22 protein-coding genes are annotated in these 23,430 nt (G+C 69.6%); 12 read left to right on the forward strand and 10 right to left on the reverse strand.

Going from position 1 to position 23,430, the window contains the following annotated elements; translation table 11 throughout:
• The first annotated feature begins 173 nt into the window (after positions 1-173).
• From MUN76_RS10680 to MUN76_RS10695, 4 genes are all read left to right on the forward strand, one after another.
• Positions 174-731, forward strand: coding sequence for an NADPH-dependent FMN reductase (locus tag MUN76_RS10680; protein ID WP_244684564.1), 558 nt, complete (start codon positions 174-176; stop codon positions 729-731).
• A complete protein-coding gene (locus tag MUN76_RS10685; RefSeq protein ID WP_244684566.1) occupies positions 728-1,414 on the forward strand; it encodes a flavin reductase family protein in 687 nt (228 codons plus the stop codon). Before MUN76_RS10680 ends, MUN76_RS10685 begins: the two co-directional genes overlap by 4 nt.
• A 264-nt stretch (positions 1,415-1,678) precedes the next feature.
• Positions 1,679-2,332, forward strand: a complete 654-nt coding sequence (locus tag MUN76_RS10690; protein WP_244684568.1) for an SOS response-associated peptidase family protein — start codon at positions 1,679-1,681, stop codon at positions 2,330-2,332.
• Positions 2,333-2,370: 38 nt separating this feature from the next.
• Entirely contained in the window at positions 2,371-3,279 is a 909-nt protein-coding gene (locus MUN76_RS10695; RefSeq protein WP_244684570.1) for an SDR family NAD(P)-dependent oxidoreductase, read from the forward strand.
• A 179-nt stretch (positions 3,280-3,458) separates the two neighbouring features.
• Here MUN76_RS10695 and MUN76_RS10700 read toward each other — a convergent pair whose 3' ends face one another.
• From MUN76_RS10700 to MUN76_RS10745, 10 genes are all read right to left on the reverse strand, one after another.
• The gene (locus MUN76_RS10700; RefSeq protein ID WP_244684571.1) at positions 3,459-4,964 is read right to left on the reverse strand and encodes an aldehyde dehydrogenase (NADP(+)); all 1,506 of its coding nucleotides are present in this window, start codon (positions 4,962-4,964) and stop codon (positions 3,459-3,461) included.
• Positions 4,965-5,040: 76 nt separating this feature from the next.
• A complete protein-coding gene (locus MUN76_RS10705) occupies positions 5,041-6,060 on the reverse strand; it encodes a LacI family DNA-binding transcriptional regulator (protein WP_244684572.1) in 1,020 nt (339 codons plus the stop codon).
• A 33-nt stretch (positions 6,061-6,093) separates the two neighbouring features.
• Positions 6,094-7,299 carry a fumarylacetoacetate hydrolase family protein gene (locus tag MUN76_RS10710; RefSeq protein WP_244684573.1) on the reverse strand — a complete coding sequence of 402 codons (1,206 nt, stop codon included), beginning with the start codon at positions 7,297-7,299 and terminating at the stop codon, positions 6,094-6,096.
• 94 nt (positions 7,300-7,393) lie between these two features.
• A complete protein-coding gene (locus MUN76_RS10715) occupies positions 7,394-8,176 on the reverse strand; it encodes an enoyl-CoA hydratase/isomerase family protein (protein ID WP_244684574.1) in 783 nt (260 codons plus the stop codon).
• Positions 8,173-9,426: an extracellular solute-binding protein gene (locus MUN76_RS10720; protein ID WP_244684575.1), complete on the reverse strand. Its 1,254-nt coding sequence runs from the start codon at positions 9,424-9,426 to the stop codon at positions 8,173-8,175. The genes MUN76_RS10715 and MUN76_RS10720 overlap by 4 nt, the downstream gene beginning before the upstream one ends.
• 1 nt (position 9,427) lies before the next feature.
• Positions 9,428-10,642, reverse strand: coding sequence for a CaiB/BaiF CoA transferase family protein (locus tag MUN76_RS10725; RefSeq protein ID WP_244684576.1), 1,215 nt, complete (start codon positions 10,640-10,642; stop codon positions 9,428-9,430).
• 10 nt (positions 10,643-10,652) lie between these two features.
• On the reverse strand, positions 10,653-11,765 hold the full coding sequence (locus tag MUN76_RS10730) for an aldose 1-epimerase family protein (RefSeq protein WP_244684577.1): 1,113 nt from the start codon (positions 11,763-11,765) through the stop codon (positions 10,653-10,655).
• A 2-nt stretch (positions 11,766-11,767) separates the two neighbouring features.
• Positions 11,768-12,559 (reverse strand): SDR family NAD(P)-dependent oxidoreductase, encoded by a 792-nt coding sequence (locus tag MUN76_RS10735; protein WP_244684579.1) that lies wholly within the window; start codon positions 12,557-12,559, stop codon positions 11,768-11,770.
• A 5-nt stretch (positions 12,560-12,564) separates the two neighbouring features.
• On the reverse strand, positions 12,565-13,479 hold the full coding sequence (locus MUN76_RS10740; RefSeq protein ID WP_244684580.1) for a sugar phosphate isomerase/epimerase family protein: 915 nt from the start codon (positions 13,477-13,479) through the stop codon (positions 12,565-12,567).
• A gap of 100 nt (positions 13,480-13,579) precedes the next feature.
• Complete coding sequence (locus MUN76_RS10745; RefSeq protein ID WP_244684581.1) at positions 13,580-14,674, reverse strand: Gfo/Idh/MocA family protein; 1,095 nt, start codon at positions 14,672-14,674, stop codon at positions 13,580-13,582.
• Positions 14,675-15,088: 414 nt separating this feature from the next.
• On the opposite strand from MUN76_RS10745, the gene MUN76_RS10750 reads away from it, so the two are divergent.
• From MUN76_RS10750 to MUN76_RS10780, 8 genes are all read left to right on the forward strand, one after another.
• Complete coding sequence (locus MUN76_RS10750; protein WP_244684582.1) at positions 15,089-16,174, forward strand: substrate-binding domain-containing protein; 1,086 nt, start codon at positions 15,089-15,091, stop codon at positions 16,172-16,174.
• Between the two features lie 43 nt (positions 16,175-16,217).
• Positions 16,218-17,771, forward strand: a complete 1,554-nt coding sequence (locus tag MUN76_RS10755) for a sugar ABC transporter ATP-binding protein (RefSeq protein ID WP_244684583.1) — start codon at positions 16,218-16,220, stop codon at positions 17,769-17,771.
• On the forward strand, positions 17,768-18,784 hold the full coding sequence (locus tag MUN76_RS10760) for an ABC transporter permease (RefSeq protein ID WP_244684584.1): 1,017 nt from the start codon (positions 17,768-17,770) through the stop codon (positions 18,782-18,784). The genes MUN76_RS10755 and MUN76_RS10760 overlap by 4 nt, the downstream gene beginning before the upstream one ends.
• Positions 18,781-19,812, forward strand: a complete 1,032-nt coding sequence (locus MUN76_RS10765; RefSeq protein ID WP_244684585.1) for an ABC transporter permease — start codon at positions 18,781-18,783, stop codon at positions 19,810-19,812. The genes MUN76_RS10760 and MUN76_RS10765 overlap by 4 nt, the downstream gene beginning before the upstream one ends.
• A 281-nt stretch (positions 19,813-20,093) precedes the next feature.
• Positions 20,094-20,612 carry a hypothetical protein gene (locus MUN76_RS10770; RefSeq protein WP_244684586.1) on the forward strand — a complete coding sequence of 173 codons (519 nt, stop codon included), beginning with the start codon at positions 20,094-20,096 and terminating at the stop codon, positions 20,610-20,612.
• A 279-nt stretch (positions 20,613-20,891) separates the two neighbouring features.
• On the forward strand, positions 20,892-22,055 hold the full coding sequence (locus MUN76_RS10775; RefSeq protein ID WP_256451786.1) for an aldehyde dehydrogenase family protein: 1,164 nt from the start codon (positions 20,892-20,894) through the stop codon (positions 22,053-22,055).
• On the forward strand, positions 22,013-22,408 hold the full coding sequence (locus MUN76_RS15520) for an aldehyde dehydrogenase family protein (RefSeq protein WP_256451787.1): 396 nt from the start codon (positions 22,013-22,015) through the stop codon (positions 22,406-22,408). Before MUN76_RS10775 ends, MUN76_RS15520 begins: the two co-directional genes overlap by 43 nt.
• 12 nt (positions 22,409-22,420) lie before the next feature.
• Positions 22,421-23,425 carry a membrane dipeptidase gene (locus tag MUN76_RS10780; protein ID WP_244684588.1) on the forward strand — a complete coding sequence of 335 codons (1,005 nt, stop codon included), beginning with the start codon at positions 22,421-22,423 and terminating at the stop codon, positions 23,423-23,425.
• The last annotated feature ends 5 nt before the right edge of the window (positions 23,426-23,430 follow it).

Raw genomic sequence — 23,430 nt, forward strand, 5'->3', positions numbered from 1 at the left:
AAGTTCGCCCGTAGGCTGACAGCAGTCCGCCGGATGAGATCCGGGGGCGACTCCGCGACACCACACCGTGGATCATGACCTCGTCAGTCTGCGACGACTGCGCCCGGACCCGCCGACGCTGCGCCCGCGTTCGCGTCGACCACCGCGGCGTCGCCATCTCTGAAGGGACCGCATTGTCCACCATCGCCGTCATCGTCGGAAACCCGAAACCGCACTCCCGCACGCGTCAGATCGCCGAGGAGCTCGCGGCGCGCATCGCCGCGGTCACGGGGGCCGAGATCCTGCCCACCGTCGACCTCATCGACCACGCGTCCCAGCTCTTCAGCTGGCCCGCCCCCGAGATCGATGCCGTCAGCGAGCAACTGCGCGCCGCCACCTTCGCGGTGATCGCCACCCCCACCTACAAGGCGAGCTACACGGGTCTGCTCAAGGCGTTCCTCGACCGGTATCCGGCGCAGGGGCTCTCGGGGGTCACCGCCGTGCCGGTGTTCACCATTGCATCGGAGGAGCACACGCTCGCGGTCGACGTCACCCTGCGTCCGCTCCTCGTCGAACTCGGCGCGAGTGTCCCCACGCAGGGGCTCGCGTTCGTCACGCCGAAGTTCGACCGCCGGGAGCTCATCCTCGATGAGTGGATCGCGAGCCAGGGCCACCTGCTCGCGGCCGTCGGATCCGCCCCCGCCCCCGCACGTTCCCCGCTCACCGATCAGTCCTCGGAGGCCTCCGCATGACCAGCCCCTCGCACCTCACCCTGGTGATCGATCCCGATTCGGACACCGCTGCGCCGGCAGCCGGTCCCGCGTCGGACGCACCCGAACCTGCTGGCGCCGAGTCGCCGGCTGCGGAGTCGCCGGCTGCGGAATCGCCCATTGCCGAGTCGCCGTCTGCTGAGTCGCCAAGTGCCGAGTCGCCGGACGCCCTCACCCCCGTGCCCTTCGACGAGCGCGAATACCGCGACGCCGTCGGCGCCTTCGCCTCCGGCGTCACCGTCATCACCACGCACGGCGCGGACGGTCCGGTCGGCTTCACGTGCCAGTCCTTCTACAGCGTCTCGATCGATCCGCCCCTCGTGTCGTTCTCGATCGCCCGCACGTCGAAGAGTCTCGAGGCCGTGCGCGCGCACCGCCAGGTCGTCGTGAACTTCCTCGGCGCGGCGCAGCAGCAGCTGAGCGGGCAGTTCGCCCGATCCGGCACCGACAAGTGGCAGGGGGTGGCCTGGCACCCGTCCGCGCTCAACGGCGCCCCGACGCTCGACGGCGTCATCGGCTGGGTGGCCGGCGAGATCGAGCAGGAGATCGAGGCGGGTGACCACCTCATCTTCCTGGTGCGGGTCGCGGGGCTCTCGACCGACCCCCAGCACGCGCCGCTCGTCTTCTACCGCGGCAAGTACCACGACATCGAGTACCAGATCTAGCCTGCTGGGCTGGGTTGGGTTGGGTTGGGCTGCGATGGGCTGCGCTGAGCGAGTTCACATCGGTGACCTGCCATCCTCTCGCCGACCTGCCATGTGCTCGGGCTCTGTGAGGTGGCAGGTCGGCGACACGGTGGCAGGTCGGCGACACGGTGCCAGGTCGGCGGAACGCGCGGCAGGTCGGCGGAACGCGCGGCAGCAAGGGGCTCGGCCCGGACCGCGCGAGCACCGCTGGCGCTCCGGGTCGGCGCGGCCTACGCTGGCAGCATGTGCGCGAGTTATGGCCTCGGCGGTGGCCCGTATGGCGGTGGAATCCCAGCGGATCTCCCGCCCCTCGACGAGCGCGAGGTCGCGGAGGATCTTGCGCGGTGGGCGGCCGAGCACCGCAACACCGCCCGCATCACGGGTAAACGCGCCCGCAACGTCAACCCCCTGATCCGCGACACCGGATCGGGCCGCGAGCTGCATTACGGCTGGTGGTGGCTGTGGGTCGGCGGGGCTCCGGCGAAGTTCAGCGCGTTCAACTCGCGCGACGACGCGCTCACCCGGCGGTGGCGGGGCGCCTTCCAGACCCGCGCGCTCCTGCCCGCGACCTGGTACATCGAGAAGAAGCAGCACTTCGCCCTCGAGGACGGCGCGCTGTTCGGGATCGCCGCCATCACCACGGAGGCCGACGACGCCGATGGCAGCCCGCTGACCAGCTACTCCATGGTGACGCGGCACGGGGTCGGCGACGCCGAGCACGTGCTCTCGGATCGCGGGGAGGCGCGCATGCCGCTCATTCTGCCGCGCGAGTTCCACGACACCTGGCTGGATCCCGAGCGTGCCGGCGATGCGGCGCTGATCGCGGATGCGGTCGCGGCCTCCGAGGAGATCTGCCGCGCGGCGAAGAATCTGGGGTCGGTGCCGGGCTCCGAGTGAGCGGGTGCGCCCGTCGCGCCTTGCTCGGGTGAATCGCTATGAGCAGCCTGCAGCCGACCACGGTCGTCACCGGCGGATCGCGCGGGATCGGCCGCGCCATCGCTCTCCGGCTCGCCTCCGAGGGCCACGACCTCGTGCTCGCGGCGGCCGACGCGCCGATCACGGGGATCGTCGCCAACGCCGGCGCGATCCGGGCGACCGGCCGCCTCGTCGATCTCGACCCGGCCGATATCGACCCGGCCGATATCGAGGCCGACCTGCGGGTCGATCTACTCGGCACGATCCTCACCTGCCAGGCGGCGATCCCGGCGCTCGCCGAGACCCGCGGGGCGATCGTCACGATCGGATCCGGCGCGGTGTCGAGCGGCAGTCCGGGCACGTATGTGCACGACGCCGCGGCGAAGGCGGGGGTCGCGGTGTTCACCGAGGGGGCCGGGATCGATAGGGCCGGGATCGCGATCCTGCTGCTGAGGCGACGCACGGTGCCGGGCACCATTCGAGTATCGCGGGATCGGCTGGAACTGCAGTGGGGAGAGCAGGCGATGCAGGTGCGACTGGCCGACATTGCCGCACTGCGCTGTCGGAGTGACAGCGAGTACGCGCGGGTCGTGCTCGTGGCGCCCGGGCGCACGGTGTCGCTGATCGCCGGGCTCGCCCGTGTACCGAAAGGCGTGCGGTCGCAATCGTCGCAAGTGCCGCAAGTGCCGCAAGTGCCGCAAGTGCCGCCGTTGCCGAAGCTGCCGGCGGAGGTGGTGGAGCGGCTGGAGCGCGCCGGGCTGAAGCGGGAGGTGTCTCGCCGCGGTGTGGTGATTTTTGCGCGCGTCGCAAGCACTGTCGTCTCTGACGCCCCTTCCACCACTGACACCCCTGACGCCCCTGACGCCCCTGACACCCCTGACGCCCCTGACGCCCCTGACGCCCCTGCTGCCCCTGACGCACCCGCCTGAACCCATCCGAGTGAACACACCCCGTCAACAACTGCGGAGATCTCACTCCTGCAGGAGCGAAAAGGGGGAAATGCTCCTGCGGGAGTGAGATCTCCGCAGTGTGTGACCCTGCGGGCCAATGGAATGGGGCTGGAAGCGTGCTGGAGCGAGCCGCACTCAGCACTCACCACCCCACACCCCTACCCCGCCAGCTGCAGCACCCCGTCGACCCGCCGCGGCACGGAGCGGTCGCCCTCGCGCAGCTCGGCCGGCAGCACTGCTTCGGGCGCGTCCTGCCACACCATGGGCCGCAGGAACCGCCGGATCGCCGTCACCCCCACCGAGGTGTGGAGCGAGTTCGTCGCGGGCCACGGTCCGCCGTGGTGCTGCGCCCAGGAGACGCGCACCCCGGTCGGGAACCCCCCAAACAGCAGCCGCCCGGCGATCGGCGCCACGAGCTCCGCGATCCGCGCGGTGAGCTCGGCCTCATCGGCGGCCGCGTGGATCGTCGCGGTGAGGGATCCCGGAACCACACGCAGCCCGGCCTCGACCTGGCTGACGTCGGTGTAGCGCACCAGCACCACGAGCGGCCCGAACGCCTCCTCGGTGTGGTCGACGGAGAAGTCGTCGATGCCGACGCTCAGCACCGCCGCGGCGCTCGAGTACCCGTGCCCGCCGGACTCGCCGCGGGCCAGCTCCGTGACCCCGGCCGCCGACTGCAGCTCGCCGCGCACGCGCTCGAAGTTCTCGTGCACCCGCTCGCCGAGCAGCACGTGCGGCGGCTGAGCGCCGATCGCCGCGGCGAGCGTCTCCGCGAATCGATCGCCCGCCTCGCCCTCCGGCAGGAAGACCAGACCGGGCTTCGTGCAGAGTTGCCCGCCCGATCCCGTGACGGACCCAGCGAGACCGGCAGAGAGCGCCTCGCCGTTCGCGGTGAGCGCCCCGGCGGTCACGATCACGGGGTTCACACTCTGCAGTTCGCCGTAGAGCGGGATCGGGATCTCGCGCCCGTCGATGATCTGCTGCAGCCGCTGGGCGGCCCCGAGCGAGCCGGTGAAGCCGACGGCGCGGATCGCCGGGTGCGCGACGAGCGCCGCACCCGCGGACTGGCCGTACACGATGCCGACGGTGCCGGCGGGCGCTCCGACGCGCTCGGCGCCGGCCCGCAGCGCCTCGAACGCGAGCCGCGAGGTGAGCAGGTGCGCGCTGTGCGCCTTGACGACGACGGGGTTCCCCGCGGCCAGCGCTGAGGCGGTGTCGCCGCCCGGTACGGAGAACGCGAAGGGGAAGTTGCTCGAACCGAAGACCGCGACCGGCCCGAGCGGGATCAGCAGGCGGCGCACGTCGGGTCCGGGCCCGAGGGGCGTGTCGCCCGCGTGGTCGATCATGGCCTCGAGGAACCCGCCCTCGCGCACGGCCTCGGCGAAGAGGCGCAGTTGGAACGCGGTGCGGCTGAGTTCGCCGTTCAGGCGCGGATCGCCGAGCCCGGTCTCCTGCCGCGCGACGTCGACGAGGTCGGCTCGGCGCTCCTCGAGCGCGTCGGCCATCGATTCGAGCAGGGAGGCGCGCCAGTCGCGGTCGCGGCGGGCGAGCTCCGGGGCGGCGGCCGCGGCGGCCGCGGTGATCGCGTCGAGCTCGGCATCGGTGGTGAGGACGATGCCGGCGTCGGTCGTGACGCCGGTGGTCGGGTTGGTGGTGGACAGCATGGTGCTCCTGTCGGGTGGGGGTGGAGGGAACGAGCGAGCGCGCGAGTACGGCAGTGCGGAACCGCAGAAGCGCGAACTACGCCGAGTCGCGCGCCGCGAGCGAAAAGCCGAGGTCGAGCGACGTCGGCTCGGCGGTCTCGCCGTGCATGCGGCTCAGCAGCAGTTCGCCGGCGCGGCGGCCGATCTCGAGGTTCGGGGTGCTCACGGTGGTGAGCGCGGGGCTGAGGTGCCGACTGAGCTCGAAGTCGCCGAAGCCGCAGATCGCGAGGCGATCCGGCACCGCGATGCCGCGCGACTGGGCCTCGAGCAGCGCACCGGTCGCGAAGATGTCGCTCGCGCAGAGCAGCACATCGGTCTCGGGGTGCTCCCGCAGCGCGCGATCGAGGAGTGCCCGGCCCGCCGCGATGCTGATGCCGTCGGCACCCGAGTCGACGACCCGGATCGGTTCGCCCGGGTAGAGCTCGCGCGTGCGCTGCTCGAACGCGAGGCGCCGGTCGAGCGCGCGCGAGTCGGAGCCGGTGAGCCAGCCCGCGAACGTCGGGTGCCGGTAGCCGCGGGAGTGCACGTAGTCGACGACGGCCGTGATGGCCTCGCGGTTCGAGAATCCGACGAGCGAGTCGATGGGCTCATCGGTCCAGCTCCAGGTCTCGACGACCGGCACCTTGGCGCCCGCGAGCATGGCCCGCGCCGCCGGGGTGTGCTCCGTGCCGACGACGATGATCCCGTCGGGGCGCCGCCCCAGGAACGCGCGGATCAGCTCCTCCTCGCGATCGGCGTCGTAGTCGGTCGACCCGATGAAGAGGTGGTACCCCTTCGAAGCCAGCACGGCGTCGAGACCGTGGATCGTCTCCGCGAACACCGAGTACGACACGGCCGGCACGAGCGCCGCGACCGTCATGCTGCGATTCGAGGCGAGGTTGCTCGCGGCCAGGTTCGGCACGTAGCCGGTCTCGGCGATCGAGGTGCGCACGACGGCGAGGGTCGATTCCGACACGAGATTGGGCATCCGGATCGCGCGTGACACCGTCTGCGGGGAGACCCCCGCGTGCGCCGCGACGTCGTGCAGCGTCACAGAGTTCGTGCTTCTGCGTGTCACGCTGTCCGCCCTTCTGAGCGCTCGATCCTCGGATCATAGTAGTCCACGGCCGGCCAGGTTTCTCATGAGGTCGGTCAGCCCGAACGTCCACGGTGCGCACTCCTCGCTGAGCTGCACCCGGTTGACCAGGGTGCCGATCAGGGGGGAGTGGATCTCCACGACGTCGCCCACCTGGTGGGTGAAGCCCTTGCCGGCCTCGCCCCGGTCGTCCACCGGCGCGAACAGGGTGCCGAGGAACAGCAGGGCCCCGTCGGGGTACTGGTGGTGCGGGCCGATCAGCTGGGCGACGAGCGACTCGGGATCCCGGCTGATCTGCGACATGTCCGAGGCGGCCTCGAGCACGTAGCCGTCCTCCCCGCGCACGGTGAGACGCACCTCCATGGCGTGGACGTCGTCGAGCGTGAAGCCCGCGTCGAAGAGCCGGATCAGCGGCCCGGTCGCGCTCGACGCGTTGTTGTCCTTCGCCTTCGGCAGCAGCAGCGCGCTGCGCCCTTCGATGTCGCGGAGGTTGACGTCGTTGCCGAGGGTCGCGCCGACGATCCGGCCGTCCGAGCTCACGACGAGCACGGCCTCGGGCTCCGGGTTGTTCCAGTTCGAGGCCGCGAGCACGCCGATCTCGGCGCCGACCCCGACCGACGCGAGCGGCAGCGCCTTGCTGAAGATCTCGGCGTCGGGGCCGATGCCGACCTCCAGGTACTGGGACCACATGCCGCGCTCGACGAGATAGCTCTTCAGCTCTGCCGCGCGCAGGGAACCGGGTCGGAGCGAGCGGAGATCCCCGCCGATCTGCTCGGTGATCTGCTCGCGGAGCGCGGCCGCCTGCTCCTGGTCGCCGCCCGCGCGCTCCTCGATGACCCGCTCGACCATCGACACGGCGAACGTCACCCCGGCGGCCTTCACGGCGTGGAGATCGTGCGGGGCCAGCAGCCAGGGGGTCGCCGGATCGCGCCGGCCGTGCTGGCTGTTCGCGTGGATCTCGGCGAACGAGCCGAGGTGGGCACCCTTCGCCGCGCGCGCCGCCGTCGCGGGATCGGGCTGCTCGGTCAGGTCGCTCACCGTCGCGAAGCGCGGGGTGAGCGCGTAGACCTCGCCCGCCTCGACGAGCACCGGGGTGGGGCCGTCCGCAGCCGGCTCGAACACGCGGCCCACGAGGGTGCCGGCGCCGGCGGCGGGCAGACCCGCGGACGCGGCGCCGATCCAGTCGGCGGGCTGGTCGGGTGCGGGGGCGTGTGCCGTCATCGTGGCTCCTGTGGGGTGCGAGGGGTGAGGGTGTCAGTCGGTGAGGGTGTCAGTGGGTGAGGGAGTGGAGTGGGCCGGGGAGCGCCGCGCGGGATCAGCGTCCGGTGAACGAGGCCGCGCGCTTCTCGGCGAAGGCCGCCCGGCCCTCGGCCGCGTCCTCGGTGGCGAAGCAGATCGTCTGCAGGTCGCGCTCGTACGCCATCGCCTGGTCGAACGGCATCGTGTGCGCCGCCCGCAGGTTCGCCTTCGCGGTCTCGATGGCGATGGGCGGGCGGCTCGCGATGATCGCCGCGAGCTCCTGGGCGCGGGGGAGCAGTGCCTCCGGTTCGAGCACCTCGCTGACCAGGCCGAACCGCAGCGCCGTCTCGGCGTCGATGGGGTCTCCGGTCAGCAGCATGAGCGCGGCATTGCTCGCACCGGCGGAGTGGGCGAGGAAGGCGCTCATGCCGCCGCCGCCGATCCAGCCGAGCTTGACCTCGGGCGCCGCGAGCCGGGCCGCGGTGCTCGCCAGCCGGATGTCGCAGATCATCGCGGTCTCGAGGCCGCCGCCGAAGGCGAAGCCGTTGACCGCGGCGACGATGGGCTTGCGGAGCTCCCGCAGCGCATCGCAGTAGTCGACCCGGTTCCGGAACTCCCACGGGGTCGTGTACTTGTCGAGCGAGCGGATGTCGCTCCCGGCGGAGAAGGCGCGGTCGCCCGCCCCGGTGAGCACGACGGCGCGCACGGAGCCGTCGTCGTTGATGACGTGGGCGAGACGCGTGAGCTCCGCCGACATCTCCTGGGTCACGGCGTTGAGCTTCTCGGGGCGGTTGATCGTGATCGTCACGACGTGACCGTCCTGCTCGGCGAGGATCTGCTCGCACTCGCTGAGGATCATGGGGTCGCTCCTGTCTGCGTGAGGTGGGCGGCGCTCGTGAGCGCGGTGAGATACGCGGCCTCGAGGCGTGCGAGGGTCGCGGCGGGATCGAACCCCGGGAACCCGAGCCCGTCGCGGACGATGGCGGAGGCCTCGGTCTGGAACGCGGTGTACCCGGCGAAGCGCGGCCGCACCCACGAGTCGTCGAGGGTGCGACGGGTACCGCGGTAGAAGTCGGCGCTCGGGGCGTTAACCGCCTCCGCCTCCCAGGCGGAGATGCGGGACGGCTGGCCGTCGTGCTGCGGAATGAACCCCTCCTGCGCCTCCGCCGAGAGCAACCAGCCGAGGTGGGCCACGAGCTCCGGGGTGACCCGGGTGCCCGCGCTGATCGCGATCCCGGTGCCGCCGATGGTGCTGCCCGGTCGTCCGCCGCGCACGGCCGCCGGGGCGTCGACGAAGCGGACGCGCGATCCCGGAGTCGACGCGGTGCTCGCCGCCGAGTAGTTCACGTAGCCGTAGACGAGCGGGATGTACGCGATGTCGTCGCTCGCGCGCATGCGGTCGAGGAGCCCGATCGGGTTCAGCGCCGCGGTGCCGGCCGGAGCCCGCTCCGCGAGCTCGTGCAGCAGGGCGAGCGCGGTGACCGCGGCGTCGCGGTCGAAGAGCGGTGCCGGATCCGCCTCGAACTCTGGGCGGGGCGCCAGTGAGCGCGGTTCCGCTCCGAGCGACACCGCGATCGAGCAGAGGCTGAGGAAGGCGTGGGGCCCCGCGAGCGAGAGGGCGACGGAAGCACGGGATCCCGAACCGCCGCGCGCGAGCTCCCGCACCTCGTCCCAGGTCGAGGGCGTGTGATCCACCAGATCCTCGCGCACGGCGGCGACCTGGGTCGCTGCGTCGAGCGGCAGCGCCCAGAGGTGGCCCTCGGCCGAGTACGACGTGTAGGAGGGGCCGACGGAGTGGGCGGCGAGGTCCGCGAGCAGCTCCGCGGGGAGCACCGCGTCGAGCGGCTGCAGCGCACCCTGCGCGATGGCGTCGCCGAGGTGCGGGTGGTCGATCACCAGCAGGTCGTAGCGCGAGGCGAGCTCGCCGATCGGGGCCGACTCGAAGCCCTCCAGCGGCTGCGCGTCCCAGCGCAGCGACACCGGTGCGCCGAGGGTCTCGGCCTGCTCAGCCGCGGCCCGCAGGGCGTGCACCCCGCGCGGGTGATCCCAGGTGAGGCCCCGGAATCCCGCGGTTGCGGCTGCAGCGTCGGCATCGTCCCCCGTGCGCATCTCAGCTCCCGACGGTCTCGACGACGACGCCGCGCTCGACCAGCGCCGCGAACTGCGCGTCAGTGACCCCGAGCTCGTGCGCGATCTCGCTGCTGTGCTCGCCGACGCGCGGCGCTCCGCGATCGATGCGCGCGGGGGTGGCCGAGAACGCGTAGGGGAACCCGGGCGTCTTGACCGGCCCCTCGATCGGGTGCTCGTACTCGACGAACGTGCCGTTGTGCGCGATCTGGGGATCCGCCACGAGATCGGCGTAGCCGTACACCGGACCGACCCAGATCCCGGCCTCCCCGAGCACCTGCACCCAGTGCGCCGTGCTCTGCTTCGCGAGGCCGGCCGCGGTCTTCGCGAAGATCTCGTCGCGCCGGGTCCAGCCGTCGACCTCGTCGTTCAGATCCTCGAACGACGGCTCACCGATGAGGCGGCCGAGCGTCTTGAGGTCCGGCATCGCGAGCGCGAGGTACCCATCGGTGGTCGCGAAGGTGCCGTAGGGCGAGCGGATGTAGACGTGGGCGTGCGGCTGCTCGCTGCGCTGCTGCGGCAGGCTACCCATCAGGTACACCGAGAGCTCCTGCATCTGCAGCGTGGTGATGGCGTCGAGCATGTTCACCGACACCTTCTGCCCCTCGCCCGTGCGCTCGCGGTGCAGCAGCGCGGCGAGCGCCCCCTCGAACGCCGTCGACGCGGTGATGGCGTCGACCAGGTACTGCCCCGCCGCCTGGGGCGGCGTGCCGTGCGCCCCCGCCGACAGCATCGCCCCGCTCATGGCCTGCAGCAGCAGATCCTGCCCCGGGCGATCCCGGTACGGACCGTCCTCGCCGTAGCCCGAGATCGAGACGTAGACGAGCTTCGGGTTGATCTTCCGCAGCGACTCGTAGTCCACGCCCAGCCGCTCGGCCACACCGGGCCGGTAGTTCTGGAGGAAGACGTCGGCGGAGCGCACCAGGTCGAAGAGCAGCTGGCGCCCCTCGTCGTCTTTGAGATTCACCGCGAGCGACCGCTTGTTGCGGTTCAGCGACAGGAAGGAGACGTTGATCTCCTTGCCGGTGGCACCGCCCGCGGGGGCGTGGCGCTGCCACTCGCCGCTCGTCGGCTCGACCTTGATCACATCGGCGCCGAGGTCGCCGAGCCGCTGGGCGGCGAACGGGCCGGCCATCGCGATGGAGCAGTCGATCACCCGGTATCCGGAGAGGATTCCGGGAGTGGCTGTCGCGTTCATGGGGGTTCCTTTACAGCGGGATGTTGGTGATGGCGTCCACGGAGCCCGTGATCGCGTCGGGAGTGTGCAGGATCTTGACGGCGAGGCGGTAGTCGCGGCGCTCGCCGTGCTCCAGCCAGGTCAGTTCGCCGGTGTCGCGGGCGTGCTGCTCGCCCTCGACGTGGTTCGAGGAGGGCTCGAGGCCGAGGCCGTACTGGCCGGCGCGCATGTTCTGCCACTCGAAGAAGTTCGGCATGGTGCGCGCGTCCCAGCTCACCTCGATGCCGAGCTCGCGATCCGGGCGGATCAGCGCGACGCGGTGGTCGCCGTCGGCGCCGGCCTGGAGCTCGTGCTCCCAGACCTGCTCGACGAACCCGGTGATCGGTGCCGGCATCGGGGTGTGCGGCACCCCCTGCTCCGTCGTCGAGTCGGAGGCCCAGAGCTGGCGCCGGATCGGGGCGACGAGCTCGCTGCCCTCGTCGACGAACGGCCAGCCGAGGTTCAGGTGGTACAGGAACATGTGCGGGGTGCGCTCGAAGCCGAGGTTGTCGACCGTGTCGTGCACGCGCACCTCGTCGCCGAAGATGTCGATCTCGACCGTGCGGGTGAGGCGGAGGTGCTCGCCGAACGAGGTCGCCTGGATCACCTCGCCGCGCACGCGCAGCACACCGCCGACGTCGTGCCAGTCCTCCTCGATGGAGAGCAGGCGGCCCGGGATCGCCGTGAGCCGGCCGTGCAGGCCGTGGGTGACGGTCTGCTTGGGCGGGTAGGCGTAGTGGCTCGCGTCGTACTCGCCGCCGAAGAGCGCGTGGTCCAGCCCGCCGGTGACGAGCAGCCCGTCGAGCGCGCGGAGCCACGACAGCCCGCCCTCGGCGTCGGCCTCGTGCAGCCCGGGGTGGCGGAAGCCGTTGCCGGAGCGCCACCCGAAGGGGAGGCCGCGCCAGCGCGCGCCGCCGAGATCGAAGCCGCGGTCGATCAGCACCTCGACCTCGAGGCCCGAGGCGTTGCGGAGCACGAGCGAGCGCACGCCGCGCTCGCTGCCGTTGTCGAGCACAGTCTCGCGGATCCCGGCGATCGCGGAGAGGTCGCCGGTGCGGCGCCGGAGCTCCGCCGTCGGGATCGGGGTGTCGAAGAAGGTCGTCATGGTTACTCCATCACCCATCCGCCGTCGACGTTCAACGTCTGGCCGGTCAGGAAGCTCGAATCGGGGCCGACGAGGAACGAGATCACGGAGGCGAGCTCCTCGTTGCCGCCGCGTCGCTTGAGCGACTGGCGGTCGAGCACCCACTGCGTGTACTGCTCGGGGTTCTCGTGGATCTCCTCGGCCTTCGTCGGGAAGGCGCCGGGGGAGACCGCGTTCACGCGGATCCCGGACCCGCCGAGTTCACGCGCGAGGGCGCGGGTCAGGCCGACGGACGCACCCTTGGTGGAGACGTAGCTCGCGAGGTTCGCCCAGCCGCCGTGGAACGTGATGGAGCTCACGTTGACGATCGCACCGGCGCCGCGGGGCACCATGCGCTTCGCCGACTCCTGGGCGACCAGGAAGTAGCCGGTCTGGTTGACGCGCACCACGTCCTCGTACTCCGCGAGCGGGATCTCGAGGAACGGGGTGGGCGGGTAGATCGCCGCGTTGTTGATCACCGCGGTGAGGGGACCGAGCTCGCGCTCGACCTCGTCCACGGCCGCGGCGATGCTCGCCGGTTCGCGGAGGTCGCACACCACGGTGTGCCCGCGATGCCCGGCATCGGCGAGGAGCGTCGCGGTCTCGCGCAGCTCCTCGCTCTCGCGGCCGAGCACGGCGACGGCGAACCCGTCGGCCGCCAACCGCAGCGCGGTGGCGCGACCGAGCGCCCCGCCCGCTCCGGTGATGAGTGCCGCCCCCCGAGGGGCGTCGTGCGACGCCCCGGTGGAGGACGCCGACGGATTCGTCGTTGCCATGTGGATCAGACCCCGTTCCGCTTCAGCACGTCGTCGATGAAGCGCTTGGCGCGCGGCACATCGGACTCGTCGAGGTGCTCGATGATGAGCGGGACGTTCGGCGACTTCTCGGACAGGCGCTGCACGTAGTAGTCGTAGTCCAGCTCGCCGAGGCCCGCGGCGGGCAGCTCGATCTCACCGACGCCGCGGAAGGTGTGCGACTCGGCGGCGGAGCTGTCGCCGATGTCGGCGTGCTTCTCGCTCTTGTCGTCGCCCGAGCGCTTCACGTCCTTGGCGTGCGCGATCTTCACGCGATCGCCGAGGCTGTCGAAGACCGCGCCGAGCACGTCCTGCTGCTGGTCGATGTTGTGGGTCTCGAAGTAGTTCGTCGGGTCCATCAGCAGCTCGATGCCGGGGTGCTGGAGATCCTTGAATACGCGCTCGGTCTCCTCGAGCGAGCCGATGACGTTGTTGACGTAGGTCTCGAGCAGGAAGACCGAGCCGTGGTCGTAGGCCGTCTGCGCGAGATCGGTGAGCACCTCGAGGGCGGTCTGGTACCCCTCCTCGGTCTTGTTCTTCTCGTGGTGTACCCAGTCGCTCTCGGTGTTGAACGTGCCCGACTCGGAGATCACGTACGGGGTGCCGAACTGGCGTGCGTTGCGCAGGATCTCCTTGAGGTAGTCCACGCGACGGCGACGCTCGTCGACGTCCGGGTGCACGATGTTGGTGTACGCCGAGATGGCGCAGATCGGCAGGTCGTGATCGCGGAAGGTGTCGCGCACGCGCTTCGCCTTGGCGTCGGTGATCTGCCCCGCAGAGAGGTCGATGTCCGTGAAGTGGAGGTCGAGCTGCACGGTGTTGAATCCGAGATCGCGGATCTTGGTCGCCGTGGTCTCGAGGTCGTAGGGGAAGTACCCCGAGAAGATTCCTACCTGGATCATGTGCGTTGAGCTCCTTTGCTGCTATTTCTGGGTGGGTGGTGAATCGTGGGGTGCGGATCGGCGGGTGCGGGATCGGCGATCGCGCACCTCGGCCGTCGCGCTACTCGGCGAACTCGTCGAGCCGCACCGGGCGGTTCTCGGCGATCGAGCGGTAGCCCGCTTCGACGAGCGCCATGGTCTGCACGTTGTCAGCGACCGACAGGGCCGGCGCCGTGCCGGTGGCGAGGGCGTACTGGAGCTGCTCCATCACGCCGATGAAGGCGTGCGGGAACCACTCGGTGGTCCAGGTGGGGGTCTCCCACTTGCCGCCGGTCGTCAGGTTCGAGGCGTAGGTGAGCGTCGAGGGGGAGCCGTCGGGCCAGCCGATCGTGCCCTTCGCGACCCCTTCCGTGCCCTCGACCCGCCACTTGATGAAGAAGTCGGACTCGAAGGTGTCGTCGCGCGGGCTGCCCCAGACGTCTTCGAGCGAGATCGCGAGCAGTCCGCTCGGGAACGTCAGCGTCGAGGCGACCACCCCGTCGGTGTGCTCGAATGCGGTACGGGGATCGGTGCGCACGGCGGTGTATATCTGCTCAGGCTCGCCGAAGAGGAAGCGGAGCGCGTCGAGGTGGTGCACGCTCATGTTCGCGAGCGTGAGCCGGTCGTACTCCTCGAGGAAGGTCTGCCAGTGCGGCACGGCCCGCATCTCGATCGTGGCGATCACGGGGGTGCCGAGTGCGCCCTGGTCGAGCAGCTGCGACAGCACCCGGATCGATTGGTCGTAGCGCATGTTCTGGTTGACGGAGAGCACCTTGCCGGCGGCGGCGGCCTCGTCGCGCAGGGCGCGGGCCTCGTCGAGCGTGAGGGCGAGCGGCTTCTGGGCGAGGATCCCCTTGACGTGCGGCTGCGCGAGCGCGTGGCGGATCAGAGCGGGCTGCTGATCCGGCGGGTACGCGATGTCGATGATGTCGATGCTCGGGTCCTCGATGAGCTCGGTCGGGGTGTCGTGCACGACCGGGATGCCGTAGCGCTCCGCGAGTGCCGCGGCCTTCGACGTCGTGCGCGAGGCGATGGCCGCGACCGTGAAACCGGCCTGCCGGTAAGCCTCGAGGTGGACGTCGGCCATGATCATGCCGGCGCCGATGGCTCCGATGCGGAACTCACGGGTGCGGATGGTGACATCCGGCTCGAGCCCGATTTCGCCGTTGAAATCCATGCGGGATCCTGTTCGTTGTGCGGCCGATCCTGCCGGCCGATGTGACGTGCTGTTAGCGCTAGCAGTAGCGCTATCAAGCACGTTACCCGCGGAGGCGGGAGTTCGTCAAGTCCTCTCGCCGACGGTCTCCGGTGATGCGCTACTTCGTTGAACTTCCGCGGATGCCGGCGAGAAAAAGAATTCTTGTCCCCGCCTCCCACCCTATCGATCCAGTCGTCGAATGGGATCGAAGCCCATCGTGGCGGGCGTGACATCGAATTGTTATGATAGCGCTCCTGGCACCGCTAACATTTTTGCGCTACTGTGCATTTCAGCACCCGTGTGCGCCGCGCTCAACGCCGAGCCTCACCGTTCGGAACGAGCCACACCCGGTTGTCACCGTTCACCGAATCGAAGATTTCAAGGGAGAAATCAATGCATGCTCATGCCACCACCAGCCGTCGACGCCTGAAGCAGGCGGGGGCGGTCCTCGCAGGAGCAGCGCTCCTGTTCACCGCCGCGTGCAGCTCCGCACCGGCGGACGCCGGCGGATCCTCCGAGGGCGCATCGGGCGAGGGCGAGAAGTTCGTCATCGGCTTCCAGCAGCCCCTCGGCGGGCAGGCGTGGCGCGAGACCGGTCTCGCTGCGATGCAGGCGCTCGTCGCCCGCGACTACGCCGACACCGTCGAGCTCAAGATCGTGCGCACCAACGACAACGACGCCGCGCAGCAGAACGCGGCGATCCAGAATCTCATCGCCGATGGTGTCGATGCGATCCTCTTCGATCCCGCCTCCTCGACGGGCGCCGACGCCGCCATCACGCAGGCGAAGGCCGCGGGGATCCCCGTCATCGCGAACGGCGGCCCGTACGACAACGACTACGTCTACACGGTCTCCACCGACTGGGGCAGTGCGGGCACCGTCGGTGCCGAGTGGCTGCTCGAGAACCTGGGCGACGACAAGAACGTCGCCGTGCTCGAAGGCCTCGCAGGTGTGCCGCTCAATGACGGCACGATGCCCGGCGTCGAGGAGCTCCTCACCTCCGAGGGCGCCACGATCGTCGCGCAGGGCACGAATGGCTGGAACGAGGCCGACGCCCAGGAGGCGATGGCCAAGATCCTGCAGTCGAACCCCGACGTGGGCGGCGTGTACTCCTTCCTCACCGGCGGCCAGGGAGTGCCCGCGGCGTTCGCCGATGCCGGCATCCCGTTCGTGCCGGTCGTGGGCGGCTCGGGCTACAACGGCGAGGCGTGCACGCTCGTCGAGTACAAGGATCAGGGCCTGAAGGGCAACATGGTCTTCGGTCAGCCGGCGATCTACGCGAAGGGCCTGGAGCAGGCCGTGCTGCTGCTCGAGGGCGAGGACATCGAAAAGGAGCAGCTGTTCGCTCCGCTCGAGATCACCGAGGAGAACGCCGAGGACTTCTGCTACCCGGACATGCCCGACAACTTCCAGCTCGGCTTCGACTTCCCGGGCCTCGACCTGACGCTCGACGAAGTGCTCGAGTTCTACCAGAGCTAGTCGCCGCAGTCGGACCACGGATCAGGGAAAGCAGGAGAGCATCGTGACGCGCACCGCGCAGGACACCATCACCCCGCTGGGCGGTGAGCCCAGCACCGCCCACGACATCATCCTCGATGTCACGGACCTCGTGAAGCACTACGGTGCCGTGCGAGCGCTCGACAAGGCCACGTTCACGTGCCGCCGGGGCGAAGTGCTCGCCCTCGTGGGCGAGAACGGCGCCGGCAAGAGCACGGTGTCGAAGATCCTCGCGGGGGCCGTCCGGCCCACCTCGGGCACGATCCTCGTGAACGGTCAGCCGTTCACGCCGGGGAGCATCGCCGAGGCGCGGGAGCACGGGGTGGTGTGCGCGTTCCAGGAGCTCGCGCTCGTGCCCGAGTGGACCGTCGCGGAGAACCTGATCCTGCCGAGCCGCCACGGGCGCGGCGGCTTCTCCCAGCGCACCGCGCTGCGGGAGGCCGCCGCGATCCTGGAGGGCCTGGAACTCACCCACATCGACCCGGGGGCGCCGCTCAGCTCGCTCATCCTGGCCGACCAGCAGCTCGTCGAGATCGCCCGCGCGATCGCGGCGGAACCGCAGGTGCTCATCCTCGATGAGGCCTCGTCGGCGCTGAACCCGCTCGGGGTGCGCTGGCTGTTCGAACGCATCGAGGATCTCACCGCGCGCGGGGTCGCCATCATCTACGTCTCCCACCGGCTCTCCGAGCTCGCGACCGTCGCCGACCACGGCGTGGTGCTGCGCGACGGCGATGCCGTGGGCACCTTCACTCGTGGATCCTGGACCGAGGACGAGCTCGTCTCGATGATGGCGGGCCGCGACACGCAGAAGATCTTCCCGAGCCCGGGGCCGATCGATCCCACGGCCGCACCCGTCCTGGACATCACCGGGCTCACCTCCGCCGGTATTCACGGCATCGACGTCCGCCTCGCGCCGGGCGAGATCCTCGGCATCGGCGGACTGCAGGGGCACGGGCAGACCGAACTGCTGCGCGCGCTCTACGGCGCCTCGCCCGCGTCGGCCACGAGCTGGCAGGTCGCCGGCAAGCCGGTGCGGCACCTGAACCCGGTGCGCGCGGTCGCCGCGGGGCTCGGATTTGTGCCCGAGGATCGAAAGACCGAGGGGCTCGCACTGACCCTCGGCGTGGGCGAGAATCTGCTCGCGCCGTGGCTGAAGCCGTTCGGTGCGGGCGGACCCCCGCTCGAGCGCCGCGAGTCCGGGTGGATGACCGGCGTGCTCGAGTCGCTCAGCGTCCGCACCCGCGGGCCGCGCGAGGAGGCCGCCGCGCTCTCGGGCGGCAACCAGCAGAAGCTCGTGTTCGGGCGCTGGCTGGAGCGGGATCGCAAGGTTCTGCTGCTGCACGATCCCACGCGCGGCATCGACGTGCGCGCGAAGCAGGAGCTGTACGCCGCGATGATGCGCCTCTCCGCGGAGGGGGTCGCCATCGTGTGGTTCTCGACCGAGGTCGAGGAGCTCGTGCACATGTGCCACCGCGTCGCGGTGCTCTACCGGGGCACCGTCGCCGCCGAGCTCGAGGGCGAGCTCATCACCCCAGACAACGTGGTCGGCGCCGCCGTCGGCACGAGGAGCGAATCATGACCCAGACCACCACGGTCCGGCTCGAGAACACCATCTCGGCGGGCCCCATTGCACTCGGAATCCAGCGGATCCGGCGCGAGGGGGCGCTGGCCCCGATCCTCGCGTTCGTCGCGTTCTTCGCGATCTACATCGCGGTCAATCCCGGGCTGCTGTCGCGCTTCCAGCTGCAGTCGGCCGCGAACCTCGTCGTGCCGCTCGCGATCGTCGCGCTGGCGCAGCTCATCATCGTCATCACCGGCGGCATCGACATCTCGATCGGCGCGATGATGAGCCTCTGCAACGTCGTGTTCGCGACGCAATACGCGCAGCTGTCACCGCCCGTCGCGATCCTGCTCGCCCTGGCCACGGGAGCGCTGTGCGGACTCTTCAACGGGGTGCTGGTCTCGTATCTCAGGCTGCCCGCGATCGCCGTGACGCTGGCCAGCTCGTTCATCTTCGCCGCGCTCGCCCGGCAGATCCTCGACCGACCGGGCGGCACGCTCGGCGAGGCCGTCTACTTCGCCACGAGCGGTGAGCTCTTCCCGTTCTTCCCGATCGCACTCATGTGGCTGATCATCGCCGCGGTGCTCGTCTGGCTCTACCTGCAGCGCACCCCGCTCGGGCGGCAGGTGTACGGCGTCGGATCGAACCGCCAGGCCGTGCAGGCCGCGGGCCTCAACTCGCGGCTCACGACGCTCATCGCCTTCACGGTGGCGGGCACGCTCGTCGGCTACGCATCGATCCTGCTCGCCGGATCGACCATGACGGGCGACCCGCGCAGCGGCGACTCCTACCTGCTCACCTCGATCGCCGCCGTCGCGCTCTCGGGCGCACTCTTCTCCGGTGGTCGCGGCAGTGTGCTCGGCACGGTGCTCGCTGCGATCACCCTCGGCATGGTGGGCAATCTGCTCTTCTTCGCCGGCATCAACTCGTACTGGCAGTACGTCATCAACGCCCTGATCATCCTCGCGGTGGTGGCGATCCCCGTGATCGCGAACCGCAGCTTCACCGCGCTGAGAGGAGCACGGAAATGACCGCAACCATCGAATCCGCACCGGGGAGCTCCGCCCCCGGCTCCGGTGAGGGCCTCGGCGGCGAGTCGCCGACCCCCTCGCGTCTCTCGAAGAACGTGCTGTCGCGGGTGCCCCGCGCCGGCTGGTCGATGCTCATCTTCGTGCTGCTGTTCGTCGTGGGCGGGATCATCAAGCCCAACCTCTTCACGGTCGAGGGGCTCATCAGCACCGCGACGTTCGCGGCGATCCTCGCGATCGCCTCGTACGGCCAGACCATCGCCGTGATCCAGGGCGGCATCGACCTCTCGGTGCCGAACACGATCGCGTTCTCCGCCCTCGGATTCCTTACCTGGGCGGGGTCGCTCGGCACGATCCCGGCGCTGCTCTTGGCGCTCGCGTTCGGCGCGATCATCGGCATGGTGAACGGTCTCATCGTGGCGAAACTGGGGCTCACCCCCATCGTGACGACGATCGCGATGAACGGACTGCTCTTCGGCGTCGTGCTGCTGAACTTCAGCCTCTCCGAGCTGACCGTGGTGCCGGCCGGGCTGAAGGCGATCACCTCCGCGAAGTTCGAGCTGCTGGGGTACCAGATCGCGTGGGTGCTGCCCATCGCACTGCTGCTGATGGTGCTGCTGCAGATGCTGCTGAGCTACACCGGATGGGGTCGCTCGCTCTTCCTCGTCGGCACCTCGGAGCACACGGCCCGGCTCGCGGGGCAGCCGGTGGCACGGATCCGGATCGCCGGCTACGCGCTGAGCGGCCTGCTGTCGGCCTCCGCCGGCATCATCATCGTCGGCTACTACTCGCAGGCCGAGGCGAACATGGGCGCGCAGTACTTGCTGGGGTCCGTCGCCGCGGTGGTGGTCGGCGGTGCGTCGATCTTCGGCGGCCGCGGATCGATGATCGGCACGTTCGTCGGGGCGCTCGTGCTCGGACAGGTGGCCACGCTGGTCGCCGTGTTCAACCTGGGCGCGACGGTGCAGAACCTCATCTACGGCGTGATCATCCTGGCGGTGGTCGCGGCCTACGGGCGCGAGAAGGAGTAGAGGGGCGCGGCGCCTGGCGCTGCGCCCGCCCCGGCGCCGCCACTGCCCCGGCGCCGCGCCACTTCCTTCTTCCCCTCTTCCCCTTCCCACCCCCACTTCCGGCGGAGATCTCACGTATAACGGACCATTCCCGGCGAATCGCTCCTCCATACGTGAGATCTCCGCCGTTATTGCGCCGGGGTTCGGCGCGGCGGCTCAGATCGCCCTCTGATCGAGCGCACCCAAGCTGATCGAGCGAGCGCGACGAGTCGACCTCACCCTCGCGAACATATGCTGGTCGCGTGAATACCCGCGACATCGTCCACGGAGATGAGCCGGCAGAGGCGCGCGCCGAGCTCCTGAAGGAGCGCATCTACCTCTCCTTCACGTCACTCGCTGTGCTCCTCGCGATGAGCTCGCACAGCGCGGAGCTCGGGCCTGCAGAAGCACTCACCACCCTGCTCATCACGAACGCCGGCACGCTGCTCGCGGTGTTCCTGGCCGACGTGATCTCGGGCATCGCGATCCACGGGCGTCTGCCGACCGGGCCCGAGCTGCGGCACAAGATGCGGGTGAGCTTCGGCGCGATCGGCGCGATCATCACCCCGATCGCTCTGCTGTCCGTGTCGGTGTTCGGCGGCTGGAGCCTGCAGGTCGGCCTGCGCGCCGCCGCGATCGCACTGGTGGTGGGCCTGGTCGTCGTGACCCGGATCGCCATCAAGCGCGTCAAGATGTCGTGGTGGATGAACCTCCTCGTGCTGAGCGCGGCGGCGCTGCTCGGGATCGCGGTTATCGGCCTCGAGCTGCTCGCCCACGGGTAAGCCCCGTGCCTGCCGCGCTGCACGTTGCTGCGCCGGTGCCTGCCCTGCCCTGCCCTGCCATGCCCTGCTCCGCATGCCCCGCCCCGCCATGCCCCGCGTCACTTCCGACGGAGATCTCACCAACAACGGGGCATTCCCGGCGAATCGCTCCTGCGCGCGTGAGATCTCCGTCGCAATTGCGCGCCACACGGTCCCAGCGCCACAGAGGGGCTTGCGCTCACAAATGTAAACGTATACAGTAAACGTATTCATTACCTCGCGACGATGAAGGGCGGCACGATGAACACCACTGCAGGAAGCTTCTCGGAACGATTCGAGAATCGATTCACCTCGTATGTCGGTGGGGTGTTCGTAGACGCTTCCGGTGACTCCGTGCAGGTGATCGATCCCGCGGACGGAGAGCAGTGGGCCGAGCTGGCGGTCGACCCCAGTGTGGTGTCTCGAGCGGTGTCGGCGGCGGCGTTCGCACAGACCGATCCGGCGTGGACCGGGGATCCCCTGCGACGAGCAGGGGTGTTGCGCAGCATTGCGGACCTCGTGGACGGCAATGCCCAGGAGCTCGCCGAACTCGAGACCATCGCCACCGGCAAGCCGATCGCGGCAACTCGGGCGGAGATCCATTATGCCGCCACCTGGTACCGCTACTACGCTTCCGCTCTGGAGACTGAGCGTGAGCAGCTGGTCGCGCTGACCCGCACGAAGTCGGCGCAGATCCGCCACGAACCGGTGGGAGTGGTTGGAGCCATCACCCCGTTCAACGGAGCATTCTCACTCGGTACCTGGAAGTTCGCCCCCGCCCTCGCGGCGGGTAACACCATCGTGGCGAAGCCTCCGGTCGCGTCGAGTGTCAGCACCCTGTTTCTTGCCGAACTCATGGCAGAGGCAGGGGTGCCGACCGGAGCATTCAACGTCGTGCTCGGGGATCGGGAGGTCGGTGAGCTCCTAGTGGAGGACTCGCGTGTTGCGATGGTGACGTTCACTGGCAGCACCGCTGCAGGCCGTGCCATCGGTTCCCAGGTTGCTGGCCGCATGGGCCGATTCGTGTGCGAGGCGGGTGGAAAGTCGGCGCACATCGTGATGGACGACGCTGACCTCGACAGCGCTGTGATCGCCGCGACGCAGGGCGTCTTCAGCGGCACCGGTCAAACTTGTGTCGCGGGATCCAGACTCATCGTCCACGCGGATGTGTACGAAGAATTCCTGGGCCGGTTCATCGCGCACGCCAACCAGCTCGTGGTGGGGGATCCGATGCGTGACGACGTGCACCTGGGGCCGATCGCGACTGCGCAGCAGTACGACCGGGTCGTGTCGTTGATTGACGAGGCCGTGCGCGACGGTGCTCGCGCCGAACTCGACGGGAGGCACCCGGAGCGGCGGTCGGGGGCGAGGGCGGCTACTGGGTGGGGCCCACGATCCTCACCGGTGCGGCGGCCGACTCCATGATCTGCCGAACGGAGGTGTTCGGACCCGTCGTCACCGTGCTGCGTGTCGAATCGTTCGAAGAGGCCCTCGAGGTCGCGAACGCCAGTGACTACGGTCTCGCCGCAGGGATTTGGACGGGATCACAGGCGCGAGCGCATGAGGCCTCGCAGCGTCTTGCCGCCGGCACGGTCTGGGTCAACACCTACCGGGGGATGGATTGGAGAACCCCCTTCGGCGGGGTCAAGATGTCGGGGATCGGCCGGGAAAACGGCCTCGAATCCCTGCAAGAGTTCCGCCACGTCAAGACCGTGGTGCAAGACGTGGCACCAGCTGTCGATCCCTTCGGCCTGGCCGCACCCACCGTAGAGAATTGAGGAGTACGAAGCATGTCAGATCATCTCGTCGTTGATTGCCTGGAATACAGTGCACCGAATCGAGACCGGTTCCTCGAGTGGCAGCGCGGCAGGGTCGGATGCGTCCACGTCACCCTGTCGGTCTGGGAGAACACGCGGGAGACGCTGTCGGTGATCGGCCAGTGGAACGACCTGTTCGCTGAGCACGCGGACCTCATCGAATTGGCACGCACGGTCGATGACATCCGCCGCATCAGCGGCAGCGGGCGCACGGCGGTGGTCTTCGGATTCCAGAACACGGCCGCACTCGAGGACGACATTCGTCTCGTACAGGTCTTCCACGACCTCGGAGTGCGGATCATGCAGTTGACGTACAACACCCAGAACAGCATCGCCGCAGGCTGCTGGGAGAACGAGGACTCGGGCCTCAGCACTCACGTCGGTCGTGGCTTCGTGCGCGAGATGAATCAGACGGGTGTGCTCATCGACCTCTCGCACTGCTCGGAGAAGACCTGCCTCGACACCATCGAATACAGCGAGCGGCCGGTCGCCGTCACCCACGCGAATCCTCTGGAGTTCGTGGGGTCGGATGTCGAGCTGAATCGCCGACCGAAGTCGACGACCGTGCTGAAGGAACTCGCGAGTGCAGGCGGTGTCGTCGGCCTGAGTCCGTACGTCCGGATGCTCAAGGGCGGGAAGCACGCCACCCTGCAGAGCTTCGTCGACATGACCCTGTGGACGATCGATCAGATCGGCATCGATCATGTCGCCTTCGGCACCGACTTCTACACCGGCTACGACGTCTCCATGGTGAAGTGGTGGCGCGCCGGTCGGTGGGGCCGCGAGAGTCCGGTACCGATCGACGAGCATGCCCCCGTCGTCGAGTGGCCGGTGTGGTTCGAATCCCCGGAGGCGTTCCCGGGAGTGATCGACGCCCTGGCGGGCTCCGGTGTGGACGACGAGAGCCTCGGAAAGCTGCTCGGTGGCAATTGGCTCCGTCTCTTCGACCAGACCTTCGCGCCCCGGGCAGGAGCGTAGGCGAT

Source organism: Leucobacter rhizosphaerae, assembly GCF_022919175.1.
Classification (GTDB): Bacteria; Actinomycetota; Actinomycetes; order Actinomycetales; family Microbacteriaceae; genus Leucobacter; species Leucobacter rhizosphaerae.

Coding starts and splice junctions, on each gene's coding strand:
- MUN76_RS10685 (WP_244684566.1), top strand. CDS start 728: ATGACCAGCCCCTCGCACCTCACCCTGGTGATCGATCCCGATTCGGAC.
- MUN76_RS10690 (WP_244684568.1), top strand. CDS start 1,679: ATGTGCGCGAGTTATGGCCTCGGCGGTGGCCCGTATGGCGGTGGAATC.
- MUN76_RS10695 (WP_244684570.1), top strand. CDS start 2,371: ATGAGCAGCCTGCAGCCGACCACGGTCGTCACCGGCGGATCGCGCGGG.
- MUN76_RS10700 (WP_244684571.1), bottom strand. CDS start 4,964: ATGCTGTCCACCACCAACCCGACCACCGGCGTCACGACCGACGCCGGC.
- MUN76_RS10710 (WP_244684573.1), bottom strand. CDS start 7,299: ATGACGGCACACGCCCCCGCACCCGACCAGCCCGCCGACTGGATCGGC.
- MUN76_RS10715 (WP_244684574.1), bottom strand. CDS start 8,176: ATGATCCTCAGCGAGTGCGAGCAGATCCTCGCCGAGCAGGACGGTCAC.
- MUN76_RS10720 (WP_244684575.1), bottom strand. CDS start 9,426: ATGCGCACGGGGGACGATGCCGACGCTGCAGCCGCAACCGCGGGATTC.
- MUN76_RS10725 (WP_244684576.1), bottom strand. CDS start 10,642: ATGAACGCGACAGCCACTCCCGGAATCCTCTCCGGATACCGGGTGATC.
- MUN76_RS10730 (WP_244684577.1), bottom strand. CDS start 11,765: ATGACGACCTTCTTCGACACCCCGATCCCGACGGCGGAGCTCCGGCGC.
- MUN76_RS10735 (WP_244684579.1), bottom strand. CDS start 12,559: ATGGCAACGACGAATCCGTCGGCGTCCTCCACCGGGGCGTCGCACGAC.
- MUN76_RS10740 (WP_244684580.1), bottom strand. CDS start 13,479: ATGATCCAGGTAGGAATCTTCTCGGGGTACTTCCCCTACGACCTCGAG.
- MUN76_RS10745 (WP_244684581.1), bottom strand. CDS start 14,674: ATGGATTTCAACGGCGAAATCGGGCTCGAGCCGGATGTCACCATCCGC.
- MUN76_RS10750 (WP_244684582.1), top strand. CDS start 15,089: ATGCATGCTCATGCCACCACCAGCCGTCGACGCCTGAAGCAGGCGGGG.
- MUN76_RS10760 (WP_244684584.1), top strand. CDS start 17,768: ATGACCCAGACCACCACGGTCCGGCTCGAGAACACCATCTCGGCGGGC.
- MUN76_RS10765 (WP_244684585.1), top strand. CDS start 18,781: ATGACCGCAACCATCGAATCCGCACCGGGGAGCTCCGCCCCCGGCTCC.
- MUN76_RS10775 (WP_256451786.1), top strand. CDS start 20,892: ATGAACACCACTGCAGGAAGCTTCTCGGAACGATTCGAGAATCGATTC.
- MUN76_RS10780 (WP_244684588.1), top strand. CDS start 22,421: ATGTCAGATCATCTCGTCGTTGATTGCCTGGAATACAGTGCACCGAAT.